This window comes from Citrobacter sp. Cpo074, from assembly GCF_030332745.1.
Lineage (GTDB): Bacteria > Pseudomonadota > Gammaproteobacteria > Enterobacterales > Enterobacteriaceae > Citrobacter > Citrobacter portucalensis.
In genome coordinates, this window is record NZ_JAOWHG010000027.1 from 1038638 (window position 1) to 1060229 (window position 21592).

A 21592-nucleotide genomic window follows, 5' to 3' on the forward strand; every position below is an offset into this window, starting at 1 on the left:
AAAATACTGAATTACTTAACTTTGCAATCATTCGAAGGGCGGCGGAGCCAGCACTTCACGATTACCATTATGCCCTTGTTCGCTGACTATTCCCTGCGCTTCCATCTGTTCGATGATGCGCGCCGCTCGGTTGTAACCGATACGGAACTGACGCTGGACGCCGGAGATTGAGGCTTTGCGTTTCTGAGTAACAAAGTTCACCGCCTGATCGAACAGCGGATCCAGTTCTTCACCACCATCAAAGCCGCCACCGCCGCCTTCGCTTTCGCTGTCAGAGGTAATGCCATCAACGTATTGTGGACGGCCGCGCGCTTTCCAGTCCTGAACTACCGCGTGAACTTCTTCATCGCGTACAAAGGCGCCGTGTACACGCACAGGGATCGTCGAGTTTGGTGCAGAATAAAGCATGTCACCCATACCCAACAGCGATTCCGCGCCGCCCTGGTCAAGGATGGTACGCGAGTCAATTTTACTGGACACTGTAAAGGCGATACGCGTCGGGATGTTCGCTTTAATCAGACCAGTGATAACGTCAACTGACGGTCGCTGGGTTGCCAGCACCAGGTGGATACCCGCCGCACGCGCTTTTTGCGCCAGACGAGCGATTAGTTCTTCCACCTTTTTGCCAACGGTCATCATCAGGTCAGCGAATTCATCCACCAACACCACGATATACGGCAGTTTTTCCAGCACCGGATGCTGAACATCCATGCTGTCGCCCGGCTTCCAGTATGGGTCTGGAATCGGACGTCCCATACGGGCGGCTTCAGCAATCTTATCGTTATAACCGGCAAGGTTACGCACGCCAAGCGCCGACATCAGTTTGTAGCGACGTTCCATTTCATTGACGCTCCAACGCAAGGCATTGGCGGCATCTTTCATGTCGGTCACAACTTCAGTCAGCAGATGTGGAATACCTTCATAAACAGAAAGTTCCAGCATTTTCGGGTCAATCATGATAAAGCGAACGTCTTCCGGCTGCGCTTTGTACAGCATGCTGAGGATCATGGCGTTCACCCCAACAGACTTACCGGAACCGGTTGTCCCTGCCACCAGCAGGTGCGGCATTTTAGCCAGATCGGCCACCACCGGTTCGCCCGCAATATCTTTGCCCAGCACCACAGTCAGCGGAGATGAGTTATCACGGAATTTAGCGTTATCCAGCACTTCTCGCAGATAGACGGTTTGACGTTTTTTGTTCGGTAACTCCAGTCCGACATACGGTTTGCCTGGAATAACCTCGACCACACGTACCGCCGCGGTCGATAATGAACGCGCCAGATCTCGTGACAGGTTAGAAATACGCGCTGCTTTAACCCCTGGAGCCAGATTAAGCTCAAAGCGGGTAATCACCGGGCCAGGAGAATAGTTCACTACATCGGCTTTAATGCGGAAATCCGCCAGACGCGCTTCCACCAGACGTGCCATTTGTTCCAGTGCGAACGTATCTATCGGCTCAACTTCGCTCGGCGGCGGCGTGAGCAGATCTAACGATGGCAGCGGCGTGCTTGGACGGTGCGCCGGACGACTATCCCCATTACGCATCAGCAGCGGATGGATCAGACTATCCTGCGGCGGCGGTGTAACAGGCTGCGCTGGCTGCTGATAATGCTGCTGCGGTGCAACTGGCTGTGCCGGTTGCTGATAGTGCTGTTGCGGTGCAACTGGCTGCGCCGGTTGCTGATAATGCTGCTGCGGCGCAACTGGTTCCTGGTACTGCGGCGCGGGCTCCGGCATTACGCCAGGCGTAAACAGCGGCTCATGCGGCCCCTCATCCACCAGCGTTTTCATTGGCGAAAATTCAAAGTCATCGAGGGAGAACGGATTCGCTCCGACAGGCTGTTCACCGGAATAACGCTGCTGCTGAGAAGAAGCAAACTGGCGAGCCAGTTCCGCTTCTGCGGCTGAATCTTCGTCATCAGTCTGGTGGGTTTCGTCCTGATACTCTTCGCCATAACGATGCTGCTGCGACTGAGCGAACTGACGTGCCAGCTCGTCCTGCTGCATTGCATCCATTTCATCGTCACTATACGCATCTGTATCAAGCTGCTCTTCGCGCGCTTTCTCTTCAGCCATACGCTGTGACGGCAGTTTTATGCCATATGAAGCCAGCTCACGACGAGTAGGCACGCGCACACGATTCGGACGCGGCAACTGCGGGCCAATGCCCTCTTTCACCTGCGGACGCGGCGTACCGCTGCCTGCAAGGCTAAAGACAGGTGCTGCGGCAGCCGCACCTGCCCCTAACGCGGCGCTTTTTACGCCAGCGGCCAGCGGTGCAACGGCAGCAACAGACTCAACGGGTGGTATGGATGCAGTCGTCGGCATAGATGGCGTAGACGGCTTAATACGCTCAGGTTCCTGAGCAGGTTCTGGAATCGGCTGATACCATGCGGCCAGTTGCTCACGCTCACGCGCACGTTTCTCTTCGACTTCTTCAAAGTAATAGAGCGGCGGACGAGTCGGTTTAACTTCTTCAACCACCGGCTCAGGTTCCACCACTGTTGGTTGTTCAACCACAGGCTGCTGGAACGTAGTGCTCTGTTGAAAAGTTGGATCCTGCTGATAAACAGGTTGCTGCACAGGCTCCGGCTGATAACCAGGCTGCTGGAATGCGGTGTTCTGTTGAGAGGTCGAATCCTGTTGATAGACAGGTTGCAGCACGGGCTCCGGCTGATAAACAGGTTCCGGCTGCGGCGCGACAGGCTGCGTATAAACAGGTTCAACGGGCTGCTGTGCGTAATATTGCGGCTGCGGACTCTGCTCCACAACCGGTTGTTGCCATGGCTCATACGGCTGCTGCACCGGAGGTTGCGCGTACTGGGCTGGCTGCGGATAACCTTCAGGCGCTGGTGCAATCGCGGCATCACCGGTTTGCGGGCCAGGCACGGGTTGCCAGGCCACAGTTGGGACCGGTTGCTCCATAACAGTGTTGGTCACGGGTGACGTTTGCAGTAACGGATCGACCGGTGCGATCCAGGCCTGAGCGGCTGTTGTAGCTGCAGCTGCTGCAGCCACAGGCTCGGTCACCGAGTGGCCGTTAAGCAGTGGATCAAGTTCGTCATATTCAGGCAGCGTCGCGCGATTACCGGAAAACAGCACATCATTAGGATCGGCAACCACGCCACGGGCGCTGTATTCAATTTCGTCTTCATCATCCATGCGTTTGCCGGAGAACAGCGCCGCATCGGTATGACGACCAAGCGGGTTGGTAAATTTCTCCGCCAGACGTTTACGGCGCGCTAACGCACCGCGCAGGATACGAGCTCGGCGCGATTCATGGGGTTTACCATCAGCGGCGTCGACAGACTCTTCTTCGTCTTCATATTCTTCGTCATCGACCCAGGTATCGTCGCGGCGGGTACGGTTGCTGGCAAACGTCAGGATATTAAGTAACCAGCCGCCCAGTTTTTCCGCAATGCTCACCCATGACCAACCGGTGAACAGTGTTAATCCCGCTGCCCAAATGCACAACAACGTCAGCGTGCCGCCGCTGCTGTGCAGCAATGGTTGTAGCGTGGTGCTGAGCAGACTGCCGATCACGCCGCCAGAGGCGAAATACCAGATATCATCGGCGTTAATTGCGGCCAGTCCGCAGGAAGTGAGAATCAGCGCCAGAACGCCAATAATGCGCAGCGAGACGGCAAAATAATCGACGTATTCGTCGCTGGCCTGATGTCGCCAGGCAAACCAGCAGCCACCGACAATGATGACGGGGATGGTGTAGGCCATGACGCCAAAAATAAAGAACAGCGTATCCGCCAGCCATGCTCCAGGTATTCCACCCAGATTATGGATAGGCTCATGCCACGCGGTTTGCGACCAACTGGGATCCGAAGGGTTAAAGCTGAGTAAGGCAGCCATCAACCAGACGGCAAAAAGGGCAATAAGGATCAGTAGCGCTTCCAGAAGTCGGCGCCCGCTGCTTAACTTCGTCAATGTGACGTCTTTGTCTTCAGTGTATTCCTGGCTCAAAAACGGCTCTCCAGGTTTCGGGCTTTTCCTGCCCGATGCTAAAACGGACAACAGCACCGGGTTGCCCCGGCACTGTTGCTGTATGGATTAACAGGAGTGTAATCAAACTGCGTCGATTTTGCACCTGTTCCGTGTTAGCGCGTCTTAATTACCAGACGATTGCTCTGTTTGACTTCTTCCATTACTACATAAGTACGTGTGTCATTCACGCCAGGCAGACGCAGCAGGGTTTCCCCCAACAGCTTACGGTATGCCGACATATCCGGTACGCGTGTTTTCAGCAAATAGTCGAAATCACCGGAAACCAAATGACACTCTTGAATTTCTTCAAGTTTTTGTACTGCAGAGTTAAATTGTTCAAACACATCCGGGGCGCCACGATTCAGAGTAATCTCAACAAAAACCAGAAGTGATGCATCCAGATAATGCGGGTTTAACAGCGCTGTATAGCCCTGAATAAAACCCTGTCTTTCCAACCGACGCACACGCTCAAGGCAGGGCGTTGGTGAAAGTCCCACACGTTTAGAAAGCTCGACGTTAGAAATACGCCCATCCTTTTGCAGCTCATTAAGAATGTTACGATCGATACGGTCGAGATCTTTGCCAGGGCGCTTCTTACTATCTACCATTATTATTGTCTCTCTGTATTCCTTCCCTACTCCTGCCTGACTCTACCAACATCACTGTTCAGAGTCGCTACCCATCAAAATAAACCGCAACCCAGAGGGATTTTCGGTTCGCAATGTCTGGGTTTATGGTGAGAAGACCGTTGCCTGTCGGCGGCTATCGACATCACGAATGGCATCTGTCCACACCATGCGTAGATTTCGCTAACACGGTAAACATGGTATCTACATGCATGATTATGCAGCACATACATGACACAGTTTTTTTCTTCCTTGAATGTTTTCGCAAAACAGCAGGGGATTGTCAAAGCAAAACATCGATTTTTAGTACAACATGCCAGTTATTCATTCGCAGTGATGGAAAATCGTCATTTTATCACCTTATAACTGACCGATTTTAAGTAGAAATCGTTATAGTATTACGACTAATTCTGCCGTTCATCGGTTCCCGCTATTACACATATTGTTAACAAAATCGCCATACTCTTTTTTTACGCCTGTAAATTCCCTACAATCCTGCTCATTGCCTGCTAACAACTATGGGGATCTCATGGGCGCAACCAAACACAGTAAACTTCTTATTCTGGGCTCTGGCCCTGCGGGGTATACCGCTGCGGTCTACGCTGCACGCGCGAACCTGCAACCGGTACTGATTACCGGTATGGAAAAAGGTGGTCAGTTGACCACAACAACAGAAGTGGAGAACTGGCCTGGCGATCCGCACGATCTCACAGGCCCATTGCTGATGGAACGCATGCACGAACATGCGACCAAATTTGAAACTGAAATTATTTTTGATCATATCAGCAAAGTTGATCTGCAAAACCGCCCTTTCCGTCTGACCGGCGACAGCGGTGAATACACCTGTGACGCACTGATCATCGCCACCGGTGCGTCAGCACGCTACCTGGGTCTGCCTTCAGAAGAAGCCTTCAAAGGCCGTGGCGTTTCCGCCTGCGCGACCTGCGACGGTTTCTTCTACCGTAACCAAAAAGTTGCGGTGATCGGCGGCGGCAACACTGCTGTTGAAGAAGCGCTGTACCTGGCGAATATCGCATCTGAAGTGCATTTGATTCACCGTCGCGACAGCTTCCGCGCCGAGAAAATCCTGATCAAGCGTTTGATGGATAAAGTCGAAAACGGCAACATCGTGCTGCATACCCACCGCACACTGGAAGAAGTGACCGGCGATCAAATGGGCGTAACCGGACTGCGCCTGCGCGATACGCAAAACACTGACAACGTCGAGTCACTTGACGTTGCAGGCTTGTTTGTCGCTATCGGCCACAGCCCGAATACCGCCATTTTTGACGGTCAGCTTGAACTGGAAAATGGCTACATCAAAGTTCAGTCCGGGATTCATGGTAACGCCACCCAAACCAGCATTCCGGGTGTATTCGCCGCCGGTGACGTGATGGACCATATTTATCGCCAGGCGATCACTTCAGCAGGCACCGGTTGTATGGCTGCGCTTGACGCAGAGCGTTATCTCGACGGTCTGGCAGACGCTTGCAAATAAGTTTTACAAATCAGTAACAAAAGTAAAAAAGGCGACTATAAGTCGCCTTTATTTTTGCCTCGTTGTAACATTGTCCTGCCCAAAAATTCCAATAACTCACCTGCTAAGCGTGCAATGAATAAAACCCGTCAAAAAGAGCTGACCCGCTGGTTAAAACAGCAAAGTGTAATTTCCCAACGATGGCTGAACATTTCACGCCTGTTGGGGTTCGTGAGCGGCCTGTTAATTGTCGCTCAGGCCTGGCTCATGGCCCGAATTCTCGACCATATGATCATGGACAATATCCCCAGAGAGGCGCTTCTGCTCCCTTTCATTGTGCTGGTATTGATTTTCATCCTGCGGGCATGGGTCGTCTGGTTACGCGAACGCGTCGGGTTTCATGCTGGCCAACATATCCGCTTTGAGATTCGCCGCCAGGTGCTTGACCGTCTGCAACAAGCAGGTCCCGCCTGGATACAAGGCAAACCAGCCGGGAGCTGGGCTACGCTAATCCTGGAACAGATTGATGACATGCATGATTACTATGCACGTTATCTGCCGCAAATGGCGCTGGCTGTATGCGTCCCTTTATTGATCGTGGCGGCGGTATTCCCGTCAAACTGGGTAGCCGCCCTTATTCTGCTTGGAACTGCCCCGTTGATCCCGTTATTTATGGCGATGGTTGGTATGGGTGCAGCCGATGCTAACCGCCGCAACTTTCAGGCTCTTGCTCGCCTCAGTGGCCATTTCCTCGATCGCCTGCGGGGCATGGAAACGCTAAGAATCTTTGGCCGCGGTGAAGCTGAAACAGAAAGCATCCGCGCAGCGTCACAGGATTTCCGCCAGCGCACCATGGAAGTCCTGCGCCTGGCGTTTCTGTCATCCGGTGTCCTTGAGTTCTTTACCTCCCTGTCCATCGCACTGGTCGCGGTTTACTTCGGTTTTTCCTACCTCGGTGAACTCGATTTTGGCCACTACGGGACGGGCGTCACATTGGCTGCTGGCTTCCTGGCGCTCATTCTGGCGCCGGAATTTTTCCAACCCCTGCGCGATCTGGGTACGTTCTATCACGCCAAAGCACAAGCCGTTGGTGCTGCAGACAGTCTGAAAACCTTCATGGAAACCCCGCTTGCACATCCTGAGCGTGGCGATATTGAGCTGACAACAAAAGACGCAGTTACAATTGAAGCAGAAGATCTGGTCATCACCTCGCCGGAAGGTAAAGTGCTTGCAGGACCGCTCAACTTTACCCTGCCAGCGGGCCAACGCGCGGTGCTGGTTGGCCGCAGCGGCTCCGGCAAAAGTTCGTTGCTCAATGTCCTGTCCGGTTTTCTCTCTTATCAGGGTTCGCTGCGGATTAACGGCTTTGAGCTGCGCGACCTGTCGCCTGATTGCTGGCGCAAACAGCTGTCCTGGGTTGGACAAAACCCGCAGCTCCCTGCCGCCACGTTACGCGATAACGTGCTGCTCGCTCGCCCCGATGCCAGCGAAGAACAGCTGCAAGCCGCACTCGACAGCGCCTGGGTCAGTGAGTTTTTACCACTTCTGCCACAGGGTGTGGATACACCAGTAGGCGATCAGGCTGCTCGACTTTCTGTCGGACAAGCGCAGCGCGTTGCCGTGGCTCGCGCCTTACTCAATCCATGTCAGTTGTTGTTGCTTGACGAGCCCGCCGCCAGCCTTGATGCACACAGCGAACAACGCGTGATGCAGGCGTTGAAAGCAGCATCACGCCGCCAGACCACGCTGATGGTGACACACCAACTTGAAGATCTTGCCGACTGGGACGTTATCTGGGTGATGCAGGACGGACAGATCGTTGAACAAGGCACTTATGCCGAACTTAGCGCAGCCAACGGGGCGTTTGCGACATTACTGGCTCATCGTCAGGAGGACATTTAAATGCGCGCTTTGCTACCTTATCTGACGCTGTATAAACGTCACAAATGGATGTTAACCCTGGGGATCGTTCTGGCGATCGTCACACTGCTGGCAAGTATTGGTTTGCTGACGCTTTCCGGCTGGTTCCTGTCGGCTTCTGCTGTGGTGGGTGTCACTGGGATTTACAGTTTTAACTATATGCTCCCTGCTGCCGGGGTACGCGGTGCGGCAATCACCCGAACCGCGGGCCGCTATTTCGAGCGGCTGGTCAGCCACGACGCGACGTTCCGCGTGCTGCAACATTTGCGTATTTATACCTTCAGCAAACTGCTGCCGCTCTCCCCTGCTGGCCTGTCCCGTTATGGACAAGGTGAATTGCTTAACCGCGTGGTGGCAGATGTCGACACGCTCGATCATCTCTATTTGCGCGTGCTCTCCCCGCTTGTGGGTGCTTTTGTCGTCATCATGGTGGTCACGCTGGGGCTGAGCGTTCTCGATTTCACGCTGGCTATCACTCTCGGCGGTATTATGCTGCTGACCTTATTTATCTTGCCCCCACTCTTTTATCAGGCAGGTAAAAGCACCGGGCAAAGCTTGACGCATTTACGTGGGCAGTATCGTCAGCAGTTAACATCCTGGCTGCAGGGCCAGGCTGAATTGACCATCTTTGGCGCCAGTGAACGTTACCGCGCCCAAATGGAAGCCACCGAGTTGCAGTGGCACGAAGCCCAACGACGTCAGTCTGAATTAACGGCGCTATCACAGGCGGTCATGCTGTTAGTCGGCGCACTGGCAGTGGTTGTAATGTTATGGATGGCCTCAGGCGGCGTGGGTGGCAATACCCAGCCTGGCGCACTGATCGCGCTGTTTGTCTTCTGTGCGCTGGCCGCGTTTGAAGCTTTGGCTCCCGTCACCGGGGCGTTTCAGCATCTCGGACAGGTTATTGCCTCTGCGCTGCGCATCACCGAACTGACCGAACAACAGCCAGAAGTCACCTTCCCGGATGCCGGTTCTCCAGTTTCTGAGCAGGTCACTCTCACGCTACGCGATGTTTCATTCAGCTATCCGGGGCAAGCACAAAAAGCGCTCGACACCCTTTCGCTGCAGGCTCAGCCCGGTGAACACATTGCGATTCTCGGTCGCACCGGCTGCGGTAAGTCAACGTTACTACAATTGCTGACCCGCGCATGGGATCCGCAGCACGGCGAAATTCTGATTAATGAGCAGCCGATTTCAGCCCTCAGTGAAGCCGCGCTGCGCCAGAGCATCAGCGTCGTGCCACAGCGCGTGCACCTGTTCAGCGCGACGCTTCGCGATAACCTGCTGCTGGCAGCACCGCACGCCAGTGATGACACATTATCTGCAATGCTGTGCCGCGTCGGTCTGGACAAACTGCTAGAGGGTGATGGACTCAATGCCTGGTTAGGCGAAGGCGGTCGTCAGCTTTCTGGCGGCGAACTCCGTCGTCTGGCTATCGCTCGCGCCTTATTGCACGATGCCCCACTGATGCTGCTGGATGAACCGACCGAAGGGCTTGATGCCACAACAGAAAGCCAAATGCTTGAATTAATTGGCGATGTCATGCGCGATAAAACCGTACTGATGGTGACACATCGTCTGCGCGGCTTGTCACGTTTTGATCAAATAATAGTGATGGACAACGGACACATTATTGAGCAAGGTAATCACGCAGATTTGTTAGCCCGGCAGGGGCGTTATTACCAGTTTAAGCAACGTCTGTAAGCTATTATTGAACGATCAAACTCGCGTAGTGGAGTTTCGCTGTCATGCGCCTGGTGCAATTGTCCCGCCATTCTATAGCCTTCCCTTCACCGGAAGGCGCTTTACGCGAGCCTAACGGTTTGTTGGCGCTTGGCGGCGATCTCAGTCCAGCCCGACTGTTAATGGCCTACCAGCGCGGAATTTTCCCGTGGTTTTCACCTGGCGACCCCATCCTTTGGTGGTCGCCCGATCCACGCGCCATTCTTTGGCCCGAGAAATTTCATCTCAGCCGCAGCATGAAACGTTTTCATAAAAACTCGCCTTATCGCGTGACGCTCAATTACGCGTTCGGTCAGGTGATTGAAGGCTGCGCCAATGACCGGGAAGAAGGCACCTGGATAACGCATGATGTAGTGGACGCCTACCATCGCCTGCACGAGCTGGGCCATGCGCACTCCATTGAAGTATGGCGACAAAATGAATTAGTGGGCGGTATGTATGGCGTGGCGCAAGGTACGCTATTTTGTGGCGAATCAATGTTCAGCCGTCAGGAAAATGCGTCCAAAACCGCACTGCTTGTTTTTTGCGCTGAATTTATCCGTCAGGGCGGAAAATTAATCGACTGCCAGGTATTAAATAGCCACACAGCTTCGCTGGGCGCCGTCGAAACCCCACGTCGGGAGTACCTTGAACACCTGAGCAGACTGCGCCAGCAGCGGCTACCGAGCCATTTCTGGGTTCCCAGGACGTTATTTTCGCCTCAGAGGTGAATGTTTTCGGCACATTTTTTGTCGGGGTGTTATAATTGTCGCGCAGAGTTGGTTTAGCCCATTACCCCGCCGCCGTTAAGGAACAGTTCGCGTCAGGCAACGCCTATCGTTTATCTCCTCGTTCCCTTACACGTTGCGCTTTAAGTGCGGCTTTGCCGTGTGTGGTTAGAGTAATGCGCCAAACCCGATTTGCTGTGTTTTAAACGCACAAATCTTTACTTATTAAAAGAACTTCGGCATTATCTTGCCGGTTCAAATTACGGTAGTGATACCCCAGAGGATTAGATGGCCAAAGAAGACAATATTGAAATGCAGGGTACCGTTCTCGATACGTTACCTAATACCATGTTCCGCGTAGAGTTAGAAAACGGTCACGTGGTTACTGCACACATCTCCGGTAAAATGCGTAAAAACTATATCCGCATCCTGACGGGCGACAAAGTGACTGTTGAGCTGACCCCGTACGACCTGAGCAAAGGCCGCATTGTCTTCCGTAGTCGCTGATTGTTTTTAACGCCCGAATGGCGTCCAGATAATAAAAGGTCGGTTTAACCGGCCTTTTTTGTGGGCCAAGGTCAGGTATTTAATCCTCAATCATCCGCGCATATTCTTCCGTTAAGAAATCCACTAATGTGCGTACTGACGGCAATAATCCCCTGCGTGATGGAAAGACTGCGTGAATTATTTCTCGCTTCGGTTCCCAGCCGTCGAGCAATGCCACCAGTTCACCCGCGGCTACTTGATCTTTTACCATCAGCTGTGGAAGTTGAACTACCCCCACACCGGCAACTGCGGCTTCACGTAACGCCAGCATATCGGTGGTGATCATACGTGGCGTGAAATGCACCTCCGCACGTGCGCCCTGCGGCCCGAATAACTCCCAACGATGCACATGTTTACCCGTCGCCAGACTCAGGCCAGGCCAACGCGTCAGCTCCGCCGGAGAATGTAGCGTTCCCATTTGCTCGATTAACTGCGGGCTGGCATACAAACGATGCCCCCTGTCCGCCAGCACACGCATCACCAGGTCGCTATCCTCAAATGGTCGGGGCCTGACGCGAATCGCCACATCCAAACCCTCTCCAACCACGTCCACGCGGCGGTTAGTGGCCTCCAGTTGCACTGATACGTCAGGATAACGCGCCATAAAACGGGCAAGCATTGGCCCGATATGCACATGCAGCAGCGTGACCGGACACGTCAACTTCACCACGCCACGCGGTTCAACCTGTAACGCGGCAATCGCATCCTGCGCTGCCTGCGCTTCCACCAGCATCGCCTTACAGTGTTCGTAAAAGGTTTGCCCAACTTCCGTCACGTTAAACTGGCGGGTGGTTCGCTGAATCAGTCGAACTCCCAGCGTCTCTTCCAGTTGCGCTATCCGTCGGCTTAGTTTTGATTTCGGTTCATCAAGCGCCCGACCCGCCGCCGCGAATCCCCCTTCCTCTACAACATGCACAAACCATGCAAAATCATTGAGATCCGGCTTTGTCATCTAATTGTCCTATTTATGAGACAGTGAGGACTATTTTAGCTACTACTCAGCTCGCTGTCATGAATATAAGCTTATTCACATCAAGATAACGCCACAGAGGAGACACATATGAAACAAGTAACAGGCGTCTACACCGCACCTCGCCCACACTGGGTTGGCGATGGATTTCCGGTTCGCTCGATGTTTTCTTACCAGTCTCATGCTGAGCAACTAAGTCCGTTCCTGCTGCTGGATTACGCCGGTCCACATACGTTTACGCCGGGTAACGAAAAACGCGGCGTAGGCGAACACCCTCACCGTGGTTTTGAGACGGTGACCATCGTTTACAGCGGCGAAGTTGAACACCGTGATTCAACCGGTCGCGGCGGCATTATCGGCCCCGGCGACGTGCAGTGGATGACAGCAGGAGCAGGAATATTACACGAAGAGTTCCATTCACCTGAATTTACCCGTCAGGGTGGCGAACTGGAAATGGTACAGCTGTGGGTCAATCTGCCAGCAAAAGACAAAATGGCCGTTCCGGGTTACCAGGGCATCAGCAGCGATGTGATCCCCACTGTCGCCCTGCCTGATGAAGCAGGGAGCGTTCGTGTGATTGCGGGCAGCTATCAGGATACAAAAGGCCCGGCACATACCTTCTCGCCGCTGAACGTCTGGGATATGCGTTTGCAACGTAATCATCAGCTCACGTTGTCCCAGCCGGAAGGATGGAGCACTGCCCTGGTGGTATTGAAAGGGAATATCACCGTAAACGGCACTACGTCTGCCAGCGAAGCGCAACTGGTGGTGCTGAGCCAGCAGGGGAAAACGCTGCATATTGAAGCCTCCAGCGACGCCAGCGTGCTGCTGCTTTCTGGAGAACCGTTAAACGAGCCGATTGTAGGTTACGGTCCGTTTGTAATGAACACGAAACAAGAAATCGCTGAAGCCGTACGCGATTTTAACTCCGGCCGCTTTGGCCAAATCTGAATCGAAGGAGAAGAATATGTCCAGTCCTGCAAACTTTAATGGTTCACGTCCGGTCATCGATGTGAATGATTCCGTCATGCTGCTTATCGATCATCAGAGCGGGTTGTTCCAGACCGTCGGCGACATGCCAATGCCAGAACTGCGTGCGCGTGCCGCCGCGCTGGCTAAAATGGCGACTCTGGCGAAGATGCCGGTGATTACCACGGCATCCGTACCGCAGGGACCTAACGGCCCGCTGATCCCTGAGATCCACGCCAATGCGCCGCATGCCCAATACGTGGCGCGTAAAGGCGAAATCAACGCCTGGGATAACGAAGATTTCGTGAAAGCGGTCAAAGCAACGGGTCGTAAAACGCTGATTATCGCCGGTACGATTACCAGCGTGTGCATGGCTTTCCCGGCTATCAGCGCGGTTGCGGAAGGCTATAAGGTCTTCGCAGTGATCGACGCTTCCGGTACTTACAGCAAAATGGCGCAGGAAATCACCCTGGCTCGTGTTGTTCAGGCTGGCGTCGTGCCGATGGATACCGCCGCCGTCGCTTCTGAAATTCAGGGTACATGGAACCGTGAAGACGCCGCCGAATGGGCGGAAGTGTATACCAAAGTCTTCCCGGCTTATCAGTTGCTGATCGAAAGCTACAGCAAAGCTCAGGAAGTCGTGACCAGCGGCGAAAAACTGGACTCTCAGCGCTAATCCTTTCCTCCGCGCCTGCCTGGGCGGAGGAATATGTATATTGCGTAACCAAACGAGAGTTAACACGTAAATTCTGCTTGACCGTTTTAGCGCAACTCCCTATAGTAGCGCCCCGTTGCCCCCCAAGCGGTCAGGCAGCAATACAATATGGTGAGGTGTCCGAGTGGCTGAAGGAGCACGCCTGGAAAGTGTGTATACGGCAACGTATCCGGGGTTCGAATCCCCGCCTCACCGCCATATTTTAAGAAGAGCTCGTACGAAAGTACGGGCTTTTTTTTCGCATGTTGCAGATCTGCGGGGGGATGAGAAGCCCCGACCGGGGTTCGACACAAAATTGCCGGGAGCAATTTTGAACAGCGCATGCGCTGGCCCCGTAGGGGCGAGGCCCAGGGATGGGCCGAGTAGCGGCGCAGCCAGTTGGACAGACCGCGAACGGAGTGAGTGGGCTGCCCGAAGGGCGAGCAAAGCGAGTCAATCCCCCCTCACCGCCATATTTTAAGAACAGCTCGTACGAAAGTACGGGCTTTTTTTTCGCATGTTGCACGCCAGTGGGGGATGTAAATCCCCCACTGTGTGATGAACGCTTTCAGATATACACGGAGTACTTTTATTACGTACTTAGCTTATTTTAATATCATCCCAATCGATATCTTCCTCTTCTTGATCATTATTTATAATTACATCCCGAGGAACATCTTTTTTGATAATGGCATAGACAGTAGCCGTTACAAATATATTAACTATCAATGCCATAATACCGGCCATTGGATGTGACATTGTAGGAATCATCAAAACACCACCAAAAGGTACTGTTGCATCTGCGCCATAAACCATGGTGATTGCACCACCACAAGCACCGCCGATTGCTGCAGCAGCAATACCACGAACGATATCATTCATAACTATGGGTATAGATCCTTCAACAATATTCACCACCCCCATAGGAACAGCCGATTTTAACATTTCGATTTCTTCGTTATTATAAATATTTTTGCGAAGAAGTTTGGCAATAAAGAATGCAAGCCCAAAACCGATAGGTGTTGCCGTGTTAACTAACTGCAGGGCCGTAATTGGTTCATTTATACCCTGCGCCTGGAGTGTTAAGACAAATGCAAAACACGTTTTATTTATCGGACCGCCAAAGTCAACGATACACAACGCTCCTATAACAGCACCTAATAGTAAATTAGATGAAGTTCCCATACTTCTCAGGAACAATGTAAGAGCGTCTGTAAAAATACCAATAGGCGTACCGATGATATAAACCATAATCAGGGCACTGAGAACGGATGCAAAAAATGGCACAACCAATGTGGGCATTAACCCCCTAGCCCAGTCAGGCACCTTCATATTTTTAATAATAGCAAGAGCAATATACCCAGAAATGTAGCCGCCGATCATGCCACCAATGAAGCCCGCACCAATAGCATTAGCCGCCAGACCAACGACAAAACCAGGGGCTATACCGGGCTTACCTGCGATAGAACCGGAAATCCCGATAGCTATAACGACGGGTAATAGTCCAAGCGCCTTGGCCCCCATAGTCGCGAAGGCCTGCCACAGATCAAATTGACCCGGTACTAAAGTGTCCTGAACCGTCCCCCCAAGACCCATACCAATTGCAATAATAAATCCAGCACCACAAACAATGGGAATCAAGAATGAGATGGCAGTAAGCAGATGACCCTTAGGGTTTGCTGCTTTCCATACTTCTTTAATATTCATAAATTACGCCCTTTAATTTATATAGGATACGCATAGGTAAAAGTTATGAATTTACTAATTCACTGAGTTTTTCAATAAGCTTATTGGGAGATTTAACTGCCATTTCAGTTGGCACTCTGACTATTTTCTTTCCAGCGAATCTTTCTTCACCAGAAACCTTAACATCGGCGGCTAACAGTACAATGTCGGCTTGTATGATCTCATCAGCGGTTAAGGCATTCTCGATACCTATAGTGCCTTGTGTTTCAATTTTGACATTATGCCCTGCTTTTTTCGCAGCTATTTCAATTTTCTTTTGCGCAATATATGTATGTGCAATACCTACAGTACAGGCTGTAACGCCAACAATATTCATAACTATTCTCCAGGATTTAATTATTTGCTATGCTATGGCAGAGGTGTTGATTAAATTAAGCGTTAATGCCTTCATCTTCAGGGATCAAAAGTTCGATGATTTTCTGAGGATCATTTTCTTTCAGCAATTTTTCTATTATTTCTTCATCTGCTAATGAGCCAGAGACTTGTGATAGTAAACGGATATGAGTTGCATTTTGATCCACTAGACAAACAGCAAATAAAATAATACAACGAACATCACTACCATCCATTGTTTCCCAGGGTATTTGATGCTGGGTTCGTCCAATAGCCAATGCAGTACGGGCCACGCCTGAGGATTTCCCATGTGGGATCGCAACATGATTCTCGAACCCAGTGGAGCCTTGTTCCTCGCGTAGCCAGACATCTTTTAGAAAATCATTTTTACTGATGACAACTCCATCAAGCACTAATAAGTCGGTTAATTCTTCAATGGCTTCTTCTTTTGTTTTAGCCATCATATTTAGCTTAATGTTCTTTGCATTAAGCACATCCGAAATATTCATAACTCACCTTCATTAATATAATAGGGTTACAGCGCCCTCAACCGAATAAATCAAGAGCGAGAGTAAAGAGACAGATCGGTTAAATAGACTCTTTACCCTAAGTAATGGCTTAATACGGTTGAGCGCGCTGTAATTTTAGGCAGCGACTTCGCGCTGGTAGATATCGACCATTTTATCCCAGGCATCACTGACATTATCCGCCAGGGAGAACAGGCCCGAGGTTCCCACAATATAGACGTCAACGCCGGACCGGGAGATCACATTAAAGGTTTTCTCGTTGCAGGATCCATCAATCTCAGTCAAGTAGTGGTAGCCTTTATTTTCACGCATCGCAATCAGTTCTTTGATTTTGGTGAGTGATTCCGGAATAAACTTCTGCCCTGCGTAGCCGGGGTCAACCGACATAACGGTCACTTTATCCAGCAGATGTGCGTACTCTTTAATAGCATCCGCTGGAGTTGCCGGATTCAACACCACGCCACACTGGCGACCAGCATCTTTAATCTGGTTCAGCAGGCGGAATATTTTGTTATTCGCCGTTTCCGGATGGAAACTGATAATATCGGCTCCCGCATCAATACACATTGGAATAATATCTTCCGGGTGATTCACCATCAAATGCACATCAATTGGCACATCGGTAATTTTCTTCAGGTTTTCGATAAAGAATGGTGACAGCGTAATGTTCTTCACATAGCTACCGTCCATAATATCGACGTGATAAAAATCAGCTCGGCCATTCATTGCCGTAATTTGTTCTCTGAACTGCGTTAAATCCATACACATTAACGAGGGCGAAAATTTAGCTGCCATACCTTACCTCCATAAAAATCAATTAGTTAAATAATGAAACGACATGCCCAAGTATGATGCCAACAACGCCGAAGTCCGCATCACCAAAAGTGGTGGATGCAAAACCAAGGTCGCCCATTAGAGGCAGCAAGATTGCAGGCAAAAACGAAATCAGCAGACCGTGAGCGAAGGCCCCCACCACCGCACCTCGGCGACCACCGCAGATGTTGCCGTAGACGCCCGCCGTCGCGCCGCAGAAGAAGTGCGGTACCAAACCCGGAACAATGACGCTTAAACCAAACAGAGGGCATAGGAACATGCTCACCAGACCGGCGGCAAAACTTGACAGAAAACCGACGATTACGGCATTCGGGGCGAACGGAAAGACGGTTGGGCAGTCGAGCGCCGGTTTGGCGTCTTTCACCAACTTGTCGGCGATACCTTTAAAGGCTGGAACAATTTCGGCAATAATCATGCGTACACCCGCAAGGATGATCCACACGCCTGCCGCAAAGGTCAGCGACTGGATAACGGCGAAGATGATAAAGTTCTGACCACCACTGACGCTGCTCTCAACAAATTCCTTACCTGCAACCAGCACCAGAATTACAAACAGGATCATCATCGTCAGAGAGATAGCAACCGAGGAGTCCCGCAGGAAATTCAGTGATTTCGGCACCTGCATTTCTTCAATTGACGGGCTACCTTTACCGACCGCTTTTCCCACCAGCGCCGACAGCAGATAGCCAGTTGAACCAAAATGACCTAGTGCCAGATCATCAGTACCGGTTATTTTGCGAGTGAACGGCTGCAGAATGGCCGGAGAGACCACCATCATGATGCCGAGGATCACCGCCCCGACCAGTATCACCCAAAATGGTGACAGGCCGCCGACGGAGAGAATGACAGCCAGCATCGCCGCCATATACAGCGTGTGGTGCCCCGTCAGAAAGATGTATTTCAGCGGTGTAATGCGGGCAAGAACAATGTTAAACAGCATCCCCAGCACCATGATCATTGCCGTCGCGGTACCGTAGTTTTTCTGCGCCAACGCCGCCATGGCGTCAGTATTTGGCACAACTCCCTGAATATGGAATGAGTACTCAAACAACTGGCTAAACGTTGTTAACGTAGTGGCAACAATCGCCGCACCGGATGTTAGTATTACAAAACCCATTATAGTTTTAAGAGTTCCGGAAATAACCTCGGAGACTGCTTTTTTTTGCAATAATAAACCGATCATGGAAAACAGACCGACCAGTATTGCTGGTGTGCCCAATACATCATGAATAATAAACTGCAGCATAGAATGACTCCGTAGGGCCGCAAAAAATTAGTCAGAGATTCTCGGAAAGAATTTCTTTGATTTTATTGTTATCCAGTAAATTAGATAAGCCAAAGACCTGTGCAGCATGGCTGGATAGATGTTCAGCAATATCTTTAGCGCTAAGAATAATATCTGCACTTTCACTTTTTGCCGACGTCAGGTCAGTATGTGAAACAATTGCTTCTTTATTTAGCTCTTTAATGATTTTTTTCACGTTCATTTCAACGATAAAACTGCTGCCTAAACCGTTACCACACACAATCAGAATTTTTTTCATCTTTACCTCACTATCCTTTGATAACGGCTTGAATTTTTTCCAATGAGGATGCTTTTAACAATGCTGAAAGTCTTTCATCATCGCTAAAAATATCCGCAAGGGCTGTGATCATATTAATGTGTTCATCTCCCGAAATCGCACATAACATAATCACCACATAAATAGGATCATTGTCTTCCGAGTCAAAAGAAATGCCTTGTTTAATATGCAAAAGCGATAAGCCATTTTTAATCCCACCCTGTTCCGGACGAGCATGGGGCATCGCCAGACCAGGTGCTAAAATATAATAAGGACCGAGTTCCTGATGGCTATTTAAAATGGCTTTAATATAAGCCTGAGTTATCGACTCTTTATCCAATAAAGGTTGTGCCGCTAACGTAATGGCCTGTTTCCAGTCACAGACTGAATCCACAATTTGGATATTTTCTGTAGGTAACCAGGTCGTAATCATAAATACCCCGATAGCGTTGAAATTGAGCCTACTATAGAGGAATGCCTTCACGCCTTACCGTGATCTCTCTCGCAAAGTTAGCGCTAACACGATGGCGATGTTAAAATTCTTGTTACCGCTAACTTCATTAACCATACTTATCATGACTTTGCAGTTGGGCAATGCGCAAAACGCTAAACATCATTTACAATGGGAGCCCAGACAGGCTAAAGGAGGACATCAGTGCAGACGTTACAAGCGGACGATAACGATAGCGCGCGAGAAAAACGCAGGAAAAACACTGGCAAAATTACGCTCGCCGAAGTGGCAAAACTGGTCGGCGTTAGCACGATGACCGTGTCGCGCGCACTACGTATGCCTGAAAAAGTGAATCCTGAACTACGCACCCGCATCGAAGCAGCGGTGAACGAGTTGGGCTATGTGCCAAACCTGCAGGCCCGCAGCCTCGCCTCTGCTGACTCCAGTCTCGTAATGGGTGTGGTGCCTTCTTTTTCCTCCCCTGGATTTCTTGCCGTCTCCGAAACGCTACAGACGGTGATCGCGACCCAGGGCTACAGCATGATGTTTATCGAGTCCGGCCAGGGTGGACAAAGCGAAGAAAAAGCCTTTGCACAAATGCTCGCCTATAACCCGGCAGCGATTGTTCAGTTCAATATTGATAACATCAGCAGTTGTTCGCAGATGATAAGTAATACCGGCGTGCCGGTGGTTGAGATTGGTGCTATTAATCGCGATGCTAACTGGGTCAGCATCGGCGTTGACTACGCTGCGGCCATTAAAAAGCTTGTCACGTCCCTTGCACAGAGCGGATATAAAAATATCGGCCTGCTCTGTACCGCCTCCAATAACATTATGTTTCGCCAGGTGCTGAGCGGCTGGAACAGCGCCATGCTCTCGGTTAACCACTCCCCACATCGCGTGGTGACCTCTCACCTACCAGCAGGCATAACGACCGGTTTAAACCTGCTGGGAGATATTCGTATCACCTGGCCAGAGCTGGATGCGCTGATTTGTACATCTGATGAAATTGCCTGCGGCTGCATTATGGCCTGCCACGGTGCAGGACAAAAAGTGCCCAACTCCCTGGCATTGGCAAGCTTGAGTGGTGGTACTCTTGCCGCAGTTTGCTCACCTTCGCTGACTGCTGTCGAGTTCCCATGGAGTGAAACAGGAACTCGCGCAGGAAAAACGTTACTTGATCTCCTTGCTGGCAATTCGACGGATAAATTCATTGAATTACCATCAACGTTACAAGTTCGCGCGAGCACCAGAAAAATGTAATGCGGTAATATATTTATTGATTTGTCATCCTGCCTACAGCCCTGCATATCTCCGTAGGCCTGATAAGCGAAGCGCCATCAGGCATGGCAGTTATTGTCGGCTGAGCAGCGTTAGCACTTCATAGTGCGCGGTGTGTGGGAACATATCGAAAAGTTGGACGCGTTCAATGCGATACCCGGGCAACTCACGAATATCCTTCGCCATGGTTTGCGCATTACAGCTGGAATAAACGATATAACGCGGTGCCATGCGGGAGAGAAAATCGCACAGCGGCTTTCCAATCCCGCGACGCGGCGGATTCACCAGCACCAGGTCAGGTACTTCGCCCTGAGCGGTAGCAAACTGGGTTGAATCCAGCGCCTGAAAATGCAGATTCTGCAACCCAAGCTCCTGCGCTGACTGCTTCGCGCAGGTAATCGCTTCTGGCGCGATTTCAATCCCCGTCAGTTTCATTTGCGGTGTAGCACAGTGCAGACCAAAACCCCCGACGCCGCAAAACAAATCCCACATGTGATTAACCGGAAGCTGACGCACCCAGTCACGCGCCGTGGCATATAATTGCCCCGCTACCACCGGATTGGTCTGGAAGAAACTCTGCGGGCGGATCCACAACGGTACATCGTTAAAGCGTTCCGCCAGCGCCTGTTGTTCCGTCAGGAAGATTTCTGTCTCCCCTTCCATAATCGCCATATGCACCGGCTGAATATTGGCAGTGATCACTTTTAACTGTGGGAGTTGTGCCTGCAACCAGGGTAGTGCCGCGCGCAGTTGTGCCAGTTTTGCGTCAGAACGCAGGACAAAACGCAGCATCATACCGCCGTCGTATCGGCTTTCCGTTAACAGCAGATATTTCAGCTCCCCGCGTTTGCGCGCCACGTTATAGGGCGTCAGCCCCGCCCGAGCGATAAACGGCTTAAGCGCGGCAAATACGGGCGCAAAAGACTCAGGATAGAGCGGACAGTCGCACAAATCCTCAGGCGTACCGTCACGATGCAGCATTCCCAGCAGCGGTTTTTCCACGCTGCCGCTGACCACCATTTTGGCTTTATTACGAAACGCGCTTTCCGGACCACTGACCGGCGCGCACCATTCTCCGACCGGATACTCGGCCAGCAGATTCTGCAGATCGGCTGTTTTTTCGAAGAGTTGATCGGCGACAGGCTGTGTTATCCACTGACAGGAGCGGCAGCGTTCGGCGTCATATAGTGCGCACTGCATACAAAGACCT

The 21592-nt window shown here is 51.4% G+C and carries 19 protein-coding genes and 1 tRNA gene; 9 read left to right on the plus strand and 11 right to left on the minus strand.

Translation table 11 applies throughout. From position 1 onward, the window contains the following. Positions 1-27: 27 nt before the first annotated feature. Positions 28-3975, minus strand: coding sequence for a DNA translocase FtsK (locus OGX83_RS09575; RefSeq protein WP_286587891.1), 3948 nt, complete (start codon positions 3973-3975; stop codon positions 28-30). A 134-nt stretch (positions 3976-4109) separates the two neighbouring features. Continuing rightward, positions 4110-4604, minus strand: a complete 495-nt coding sequence (gene lrp, locus OGX83_RS09580) for a leucine-responsive transcriptional regulator Lrp (RefSeq protein ID WP_002439523.1) — start codon at positions 4602-4604, stop codon at positions 4110-4112. A 547-nt stretch (positions 4605-5151) separates the two neighbouring features. On the opposite strand from lrp, the gene trxB reads away from it, so the two are divergent. From trxB to infA, 5 genes are all read left to right on the plus strand, one after another. Further along, positions 5152-6120 (plus strand): thioredoxin-disulfide reductase, encoded by a 969-nt coding sequence (gene trxB / locus OGX83_RS09585; protein ID WP_003831889.1) that lies wholly within the window; start codon positions 5152-5154, stop codon positions 6118-6120. A 114-nt stretch (positions 6121-6234) separates the two neighbouring features. Next, a complete protein-coding gene (gene cydD, locus OGX83_RS09590) occupies positions 6235-8001 on the plus strand; it encodes a heme ABC transporter permease/ATP-binding protein CydD (protein ID WP_079934667.1) in 1767 nt (588 codons plus the stop codon). Further along, the gene (cydC, locus tag OGX83_RS09595; RefSeq protein WP_239606294.1) at positions 8002-9723 is read left to right on the plus strand and encodes a heme ABC transporter ATP-binding protein/permease CydC; all 1722 of its coding nucleotides are present in this window, start codon (positions 8002-8004) and stop codon (positions 9721-9723) included. A gap of 44 nt (positions 9724-9767) precedes the next feature. After that, entirely contained in the window at positions 9768-10472 is a 705-nt protein-coding gene (gene aat, locus OGX83_RS09600; protein WP_048235731.1) for a leucyl/phenylalanyl-tRNA--protein transferase, read from the plus strand. A gap of 285 nt (positions 10473-10757) precedes the next feature. Beyond that, a complete protein-coding gene (gene infA / locus OGX83_RS09610; RefSeq protein ID WP_002211347.1) occupies positions 10758-10976 on the plus strand; it encodes a translation initiation factor IF-1 in 219 nt (72 codons plus the stop codon). Between the two features lie 79 nt (positions 10977-11055). Here the strand turns inward: infA and OGX83_RS09615 are convergent, their stop codons facing one another. Then, on the minus strand, positions 11056-11967 hold the full coding sequence (locus tag OGX83_RS09615; protein WP_003831675.1) for a LysR family transcriptional regulator: 912 nt from the start codon (positions 11965-11967) through the stop codon (positions 11056-11058). Between the two features lie 108 nt (positions 11968-12075). Between OGX83_RS09615 and OGX83_RS09620 the strand changes: the two genes are divergently transcribed. From OGX83_RS09620 to OGX83_RS09630, 3 genes are all read left to right on the plus strand, one after another. Beyond that, on the plus strand, positions 12076-12936 hold the full coding sequence (locus OGX83_RS09620; protein ID WP_003831674.1) for a pirin family protein: 861 nt from the start codon (positions 12076-12078) through the stop codon (positions 12934-12936). A 16-nt stretch (positions 12937-12952) separates the two neighbouring features. After that, entirely contained in the window at positions 12953-13630 is a 678-nt protein-coding gene (locus OGX83_RS09625; RefSeq protein ID WP_003831673.1) for an isochorismatase family protein, read from the plus strand. Positions 13631-13779: 149 nt separating this feature from the next. After that, positions 13780-13867, plus strand: a tRNA-Ser gene (locus OGX83_RS09630). A 381-nt stretch (positions 13868-14248) separates the two neighbouring features. Here OGX83_RS09630 and OGX83_RS09635 read toward each other — a convergent pair. The 7 genes from OGX83_RS09635 to OGX83_RS09665 all read right to left on the minus strand — a co-directional run bounded on the left by OGX83_RS09635 (position 14249) and on the right by OGX83_RS09665 (position 19083). Next, entirely contained in the window at positions 14249-15355 is a 1107-nt protein-coding gene (locus OGX83_RS09635) for a PTS fructose transporter subunit IIC (protein WP_286587894.1), read from the minus strand. A 43-nt stretch (positions 15356-15398) separates the two neighbouring features. Further along, entirely contained in the window at positions 15399-15710 is a 312-nt protein-coding gene (locus OGX83_RS09640) for a PTS fructose transporter subunit IIB (protein ID WP_286587895.1), read from the minus strand. A gap of 55 nt (positions 15711-15765) precedes the next feature. Beyond that, positions 15766-16236, minus strand: coding sequence for a PTS sugar transporter subunit IIA (locus OGX83_RS09645; protein ID WP_063940633.1), 471 nt, complete (start codon positions 16234-16236; stop codon positions 15766-15768). A 135-nt stretch (positions 16237-16371) separates the two neighbouring features. Further along, positions 16372-17049, minus strand: coding sequence for a D-allulose 6-phosphate 3-epimerase (gene alsE, locus OGX83_RS09650; protein ID WP_286585255.1), 678 nt, complete (start codon positions 17047-17049; stop codon positions 16372-16374). Between the two features lie 22 nt (positions 17050-17071). Further along, the gene (ulaA, locus tag OGX83_RS09655) at positions 17072-18334 is read right to left on the minus strand and encodes a PTS ascorbate transporter subunit IIC (protein WP_080625471.1); all 1263 of its coding nucleotides are present in this window, start codon (positions 18332-18334) and stop codon (positions 17072-17074) included. A 31-nt stretch (positions 18335-18365) separates the two neighbouring features. Then, positions 18366-18632, minus strand: a complete 267-nt coding sequence (locus OGX83_RS09660; RefSeq protein WP_103284951.1) for a PTS sugar transporter subunit IIB — start codon at positions 18630-18632, stop codon at positions 18366-18368. A 10-nt stretch (positions 18633-18642) separates the two neighbouring features. Further along, positions 18643-19083 (minus strand): PTS sugar transporter subunit IIA, encoded by a 441-nt coding sequence (locus tag OGX83_RS09665; protein ID WP_103284950.1) that lies wholly within the window; start codon positions 19081-19083, stop codon positions 18643-18645. 222 nt (positions 19084-19305) lie between these two features. On the opposite strand from OGX83_RS09665, the gene OGX83_RS09670 reads away from it, so the two are divergent. Beyond that, positions 19306-20364: a LacI family DNA-binding transcriptional regulator gene (locus tag OGX83_RS09670; RefSeq protein WP_103284949.1), complete on the plus strand. Its 1059-nt coding sequence runs from the start codon at positions 19306-19308 to the stop codon at positions 20362-20364. Between the two features lie 90 nt (positions 20365-20454). On the opposite strand, the gene rlmC is transcribed toward OGX83_RS09670, so the two are convergent. Beyond that, the gene (gene rlmC, locus OGX83_RS09675; protein WP_048214585.1) at positions 20455-21582 is read right to left on the minus strand and encodes a 23S rRNA (uracil(747)-C(5))-methyltransferase RlmC; all 1128 of its coding nucleotides are present in this window, start codon (positions 21580-21582) and stop codon (positions 20455-20457) included. Between the last annotated feature and the right edge of the window lie 10 nt (positions 21583-21592).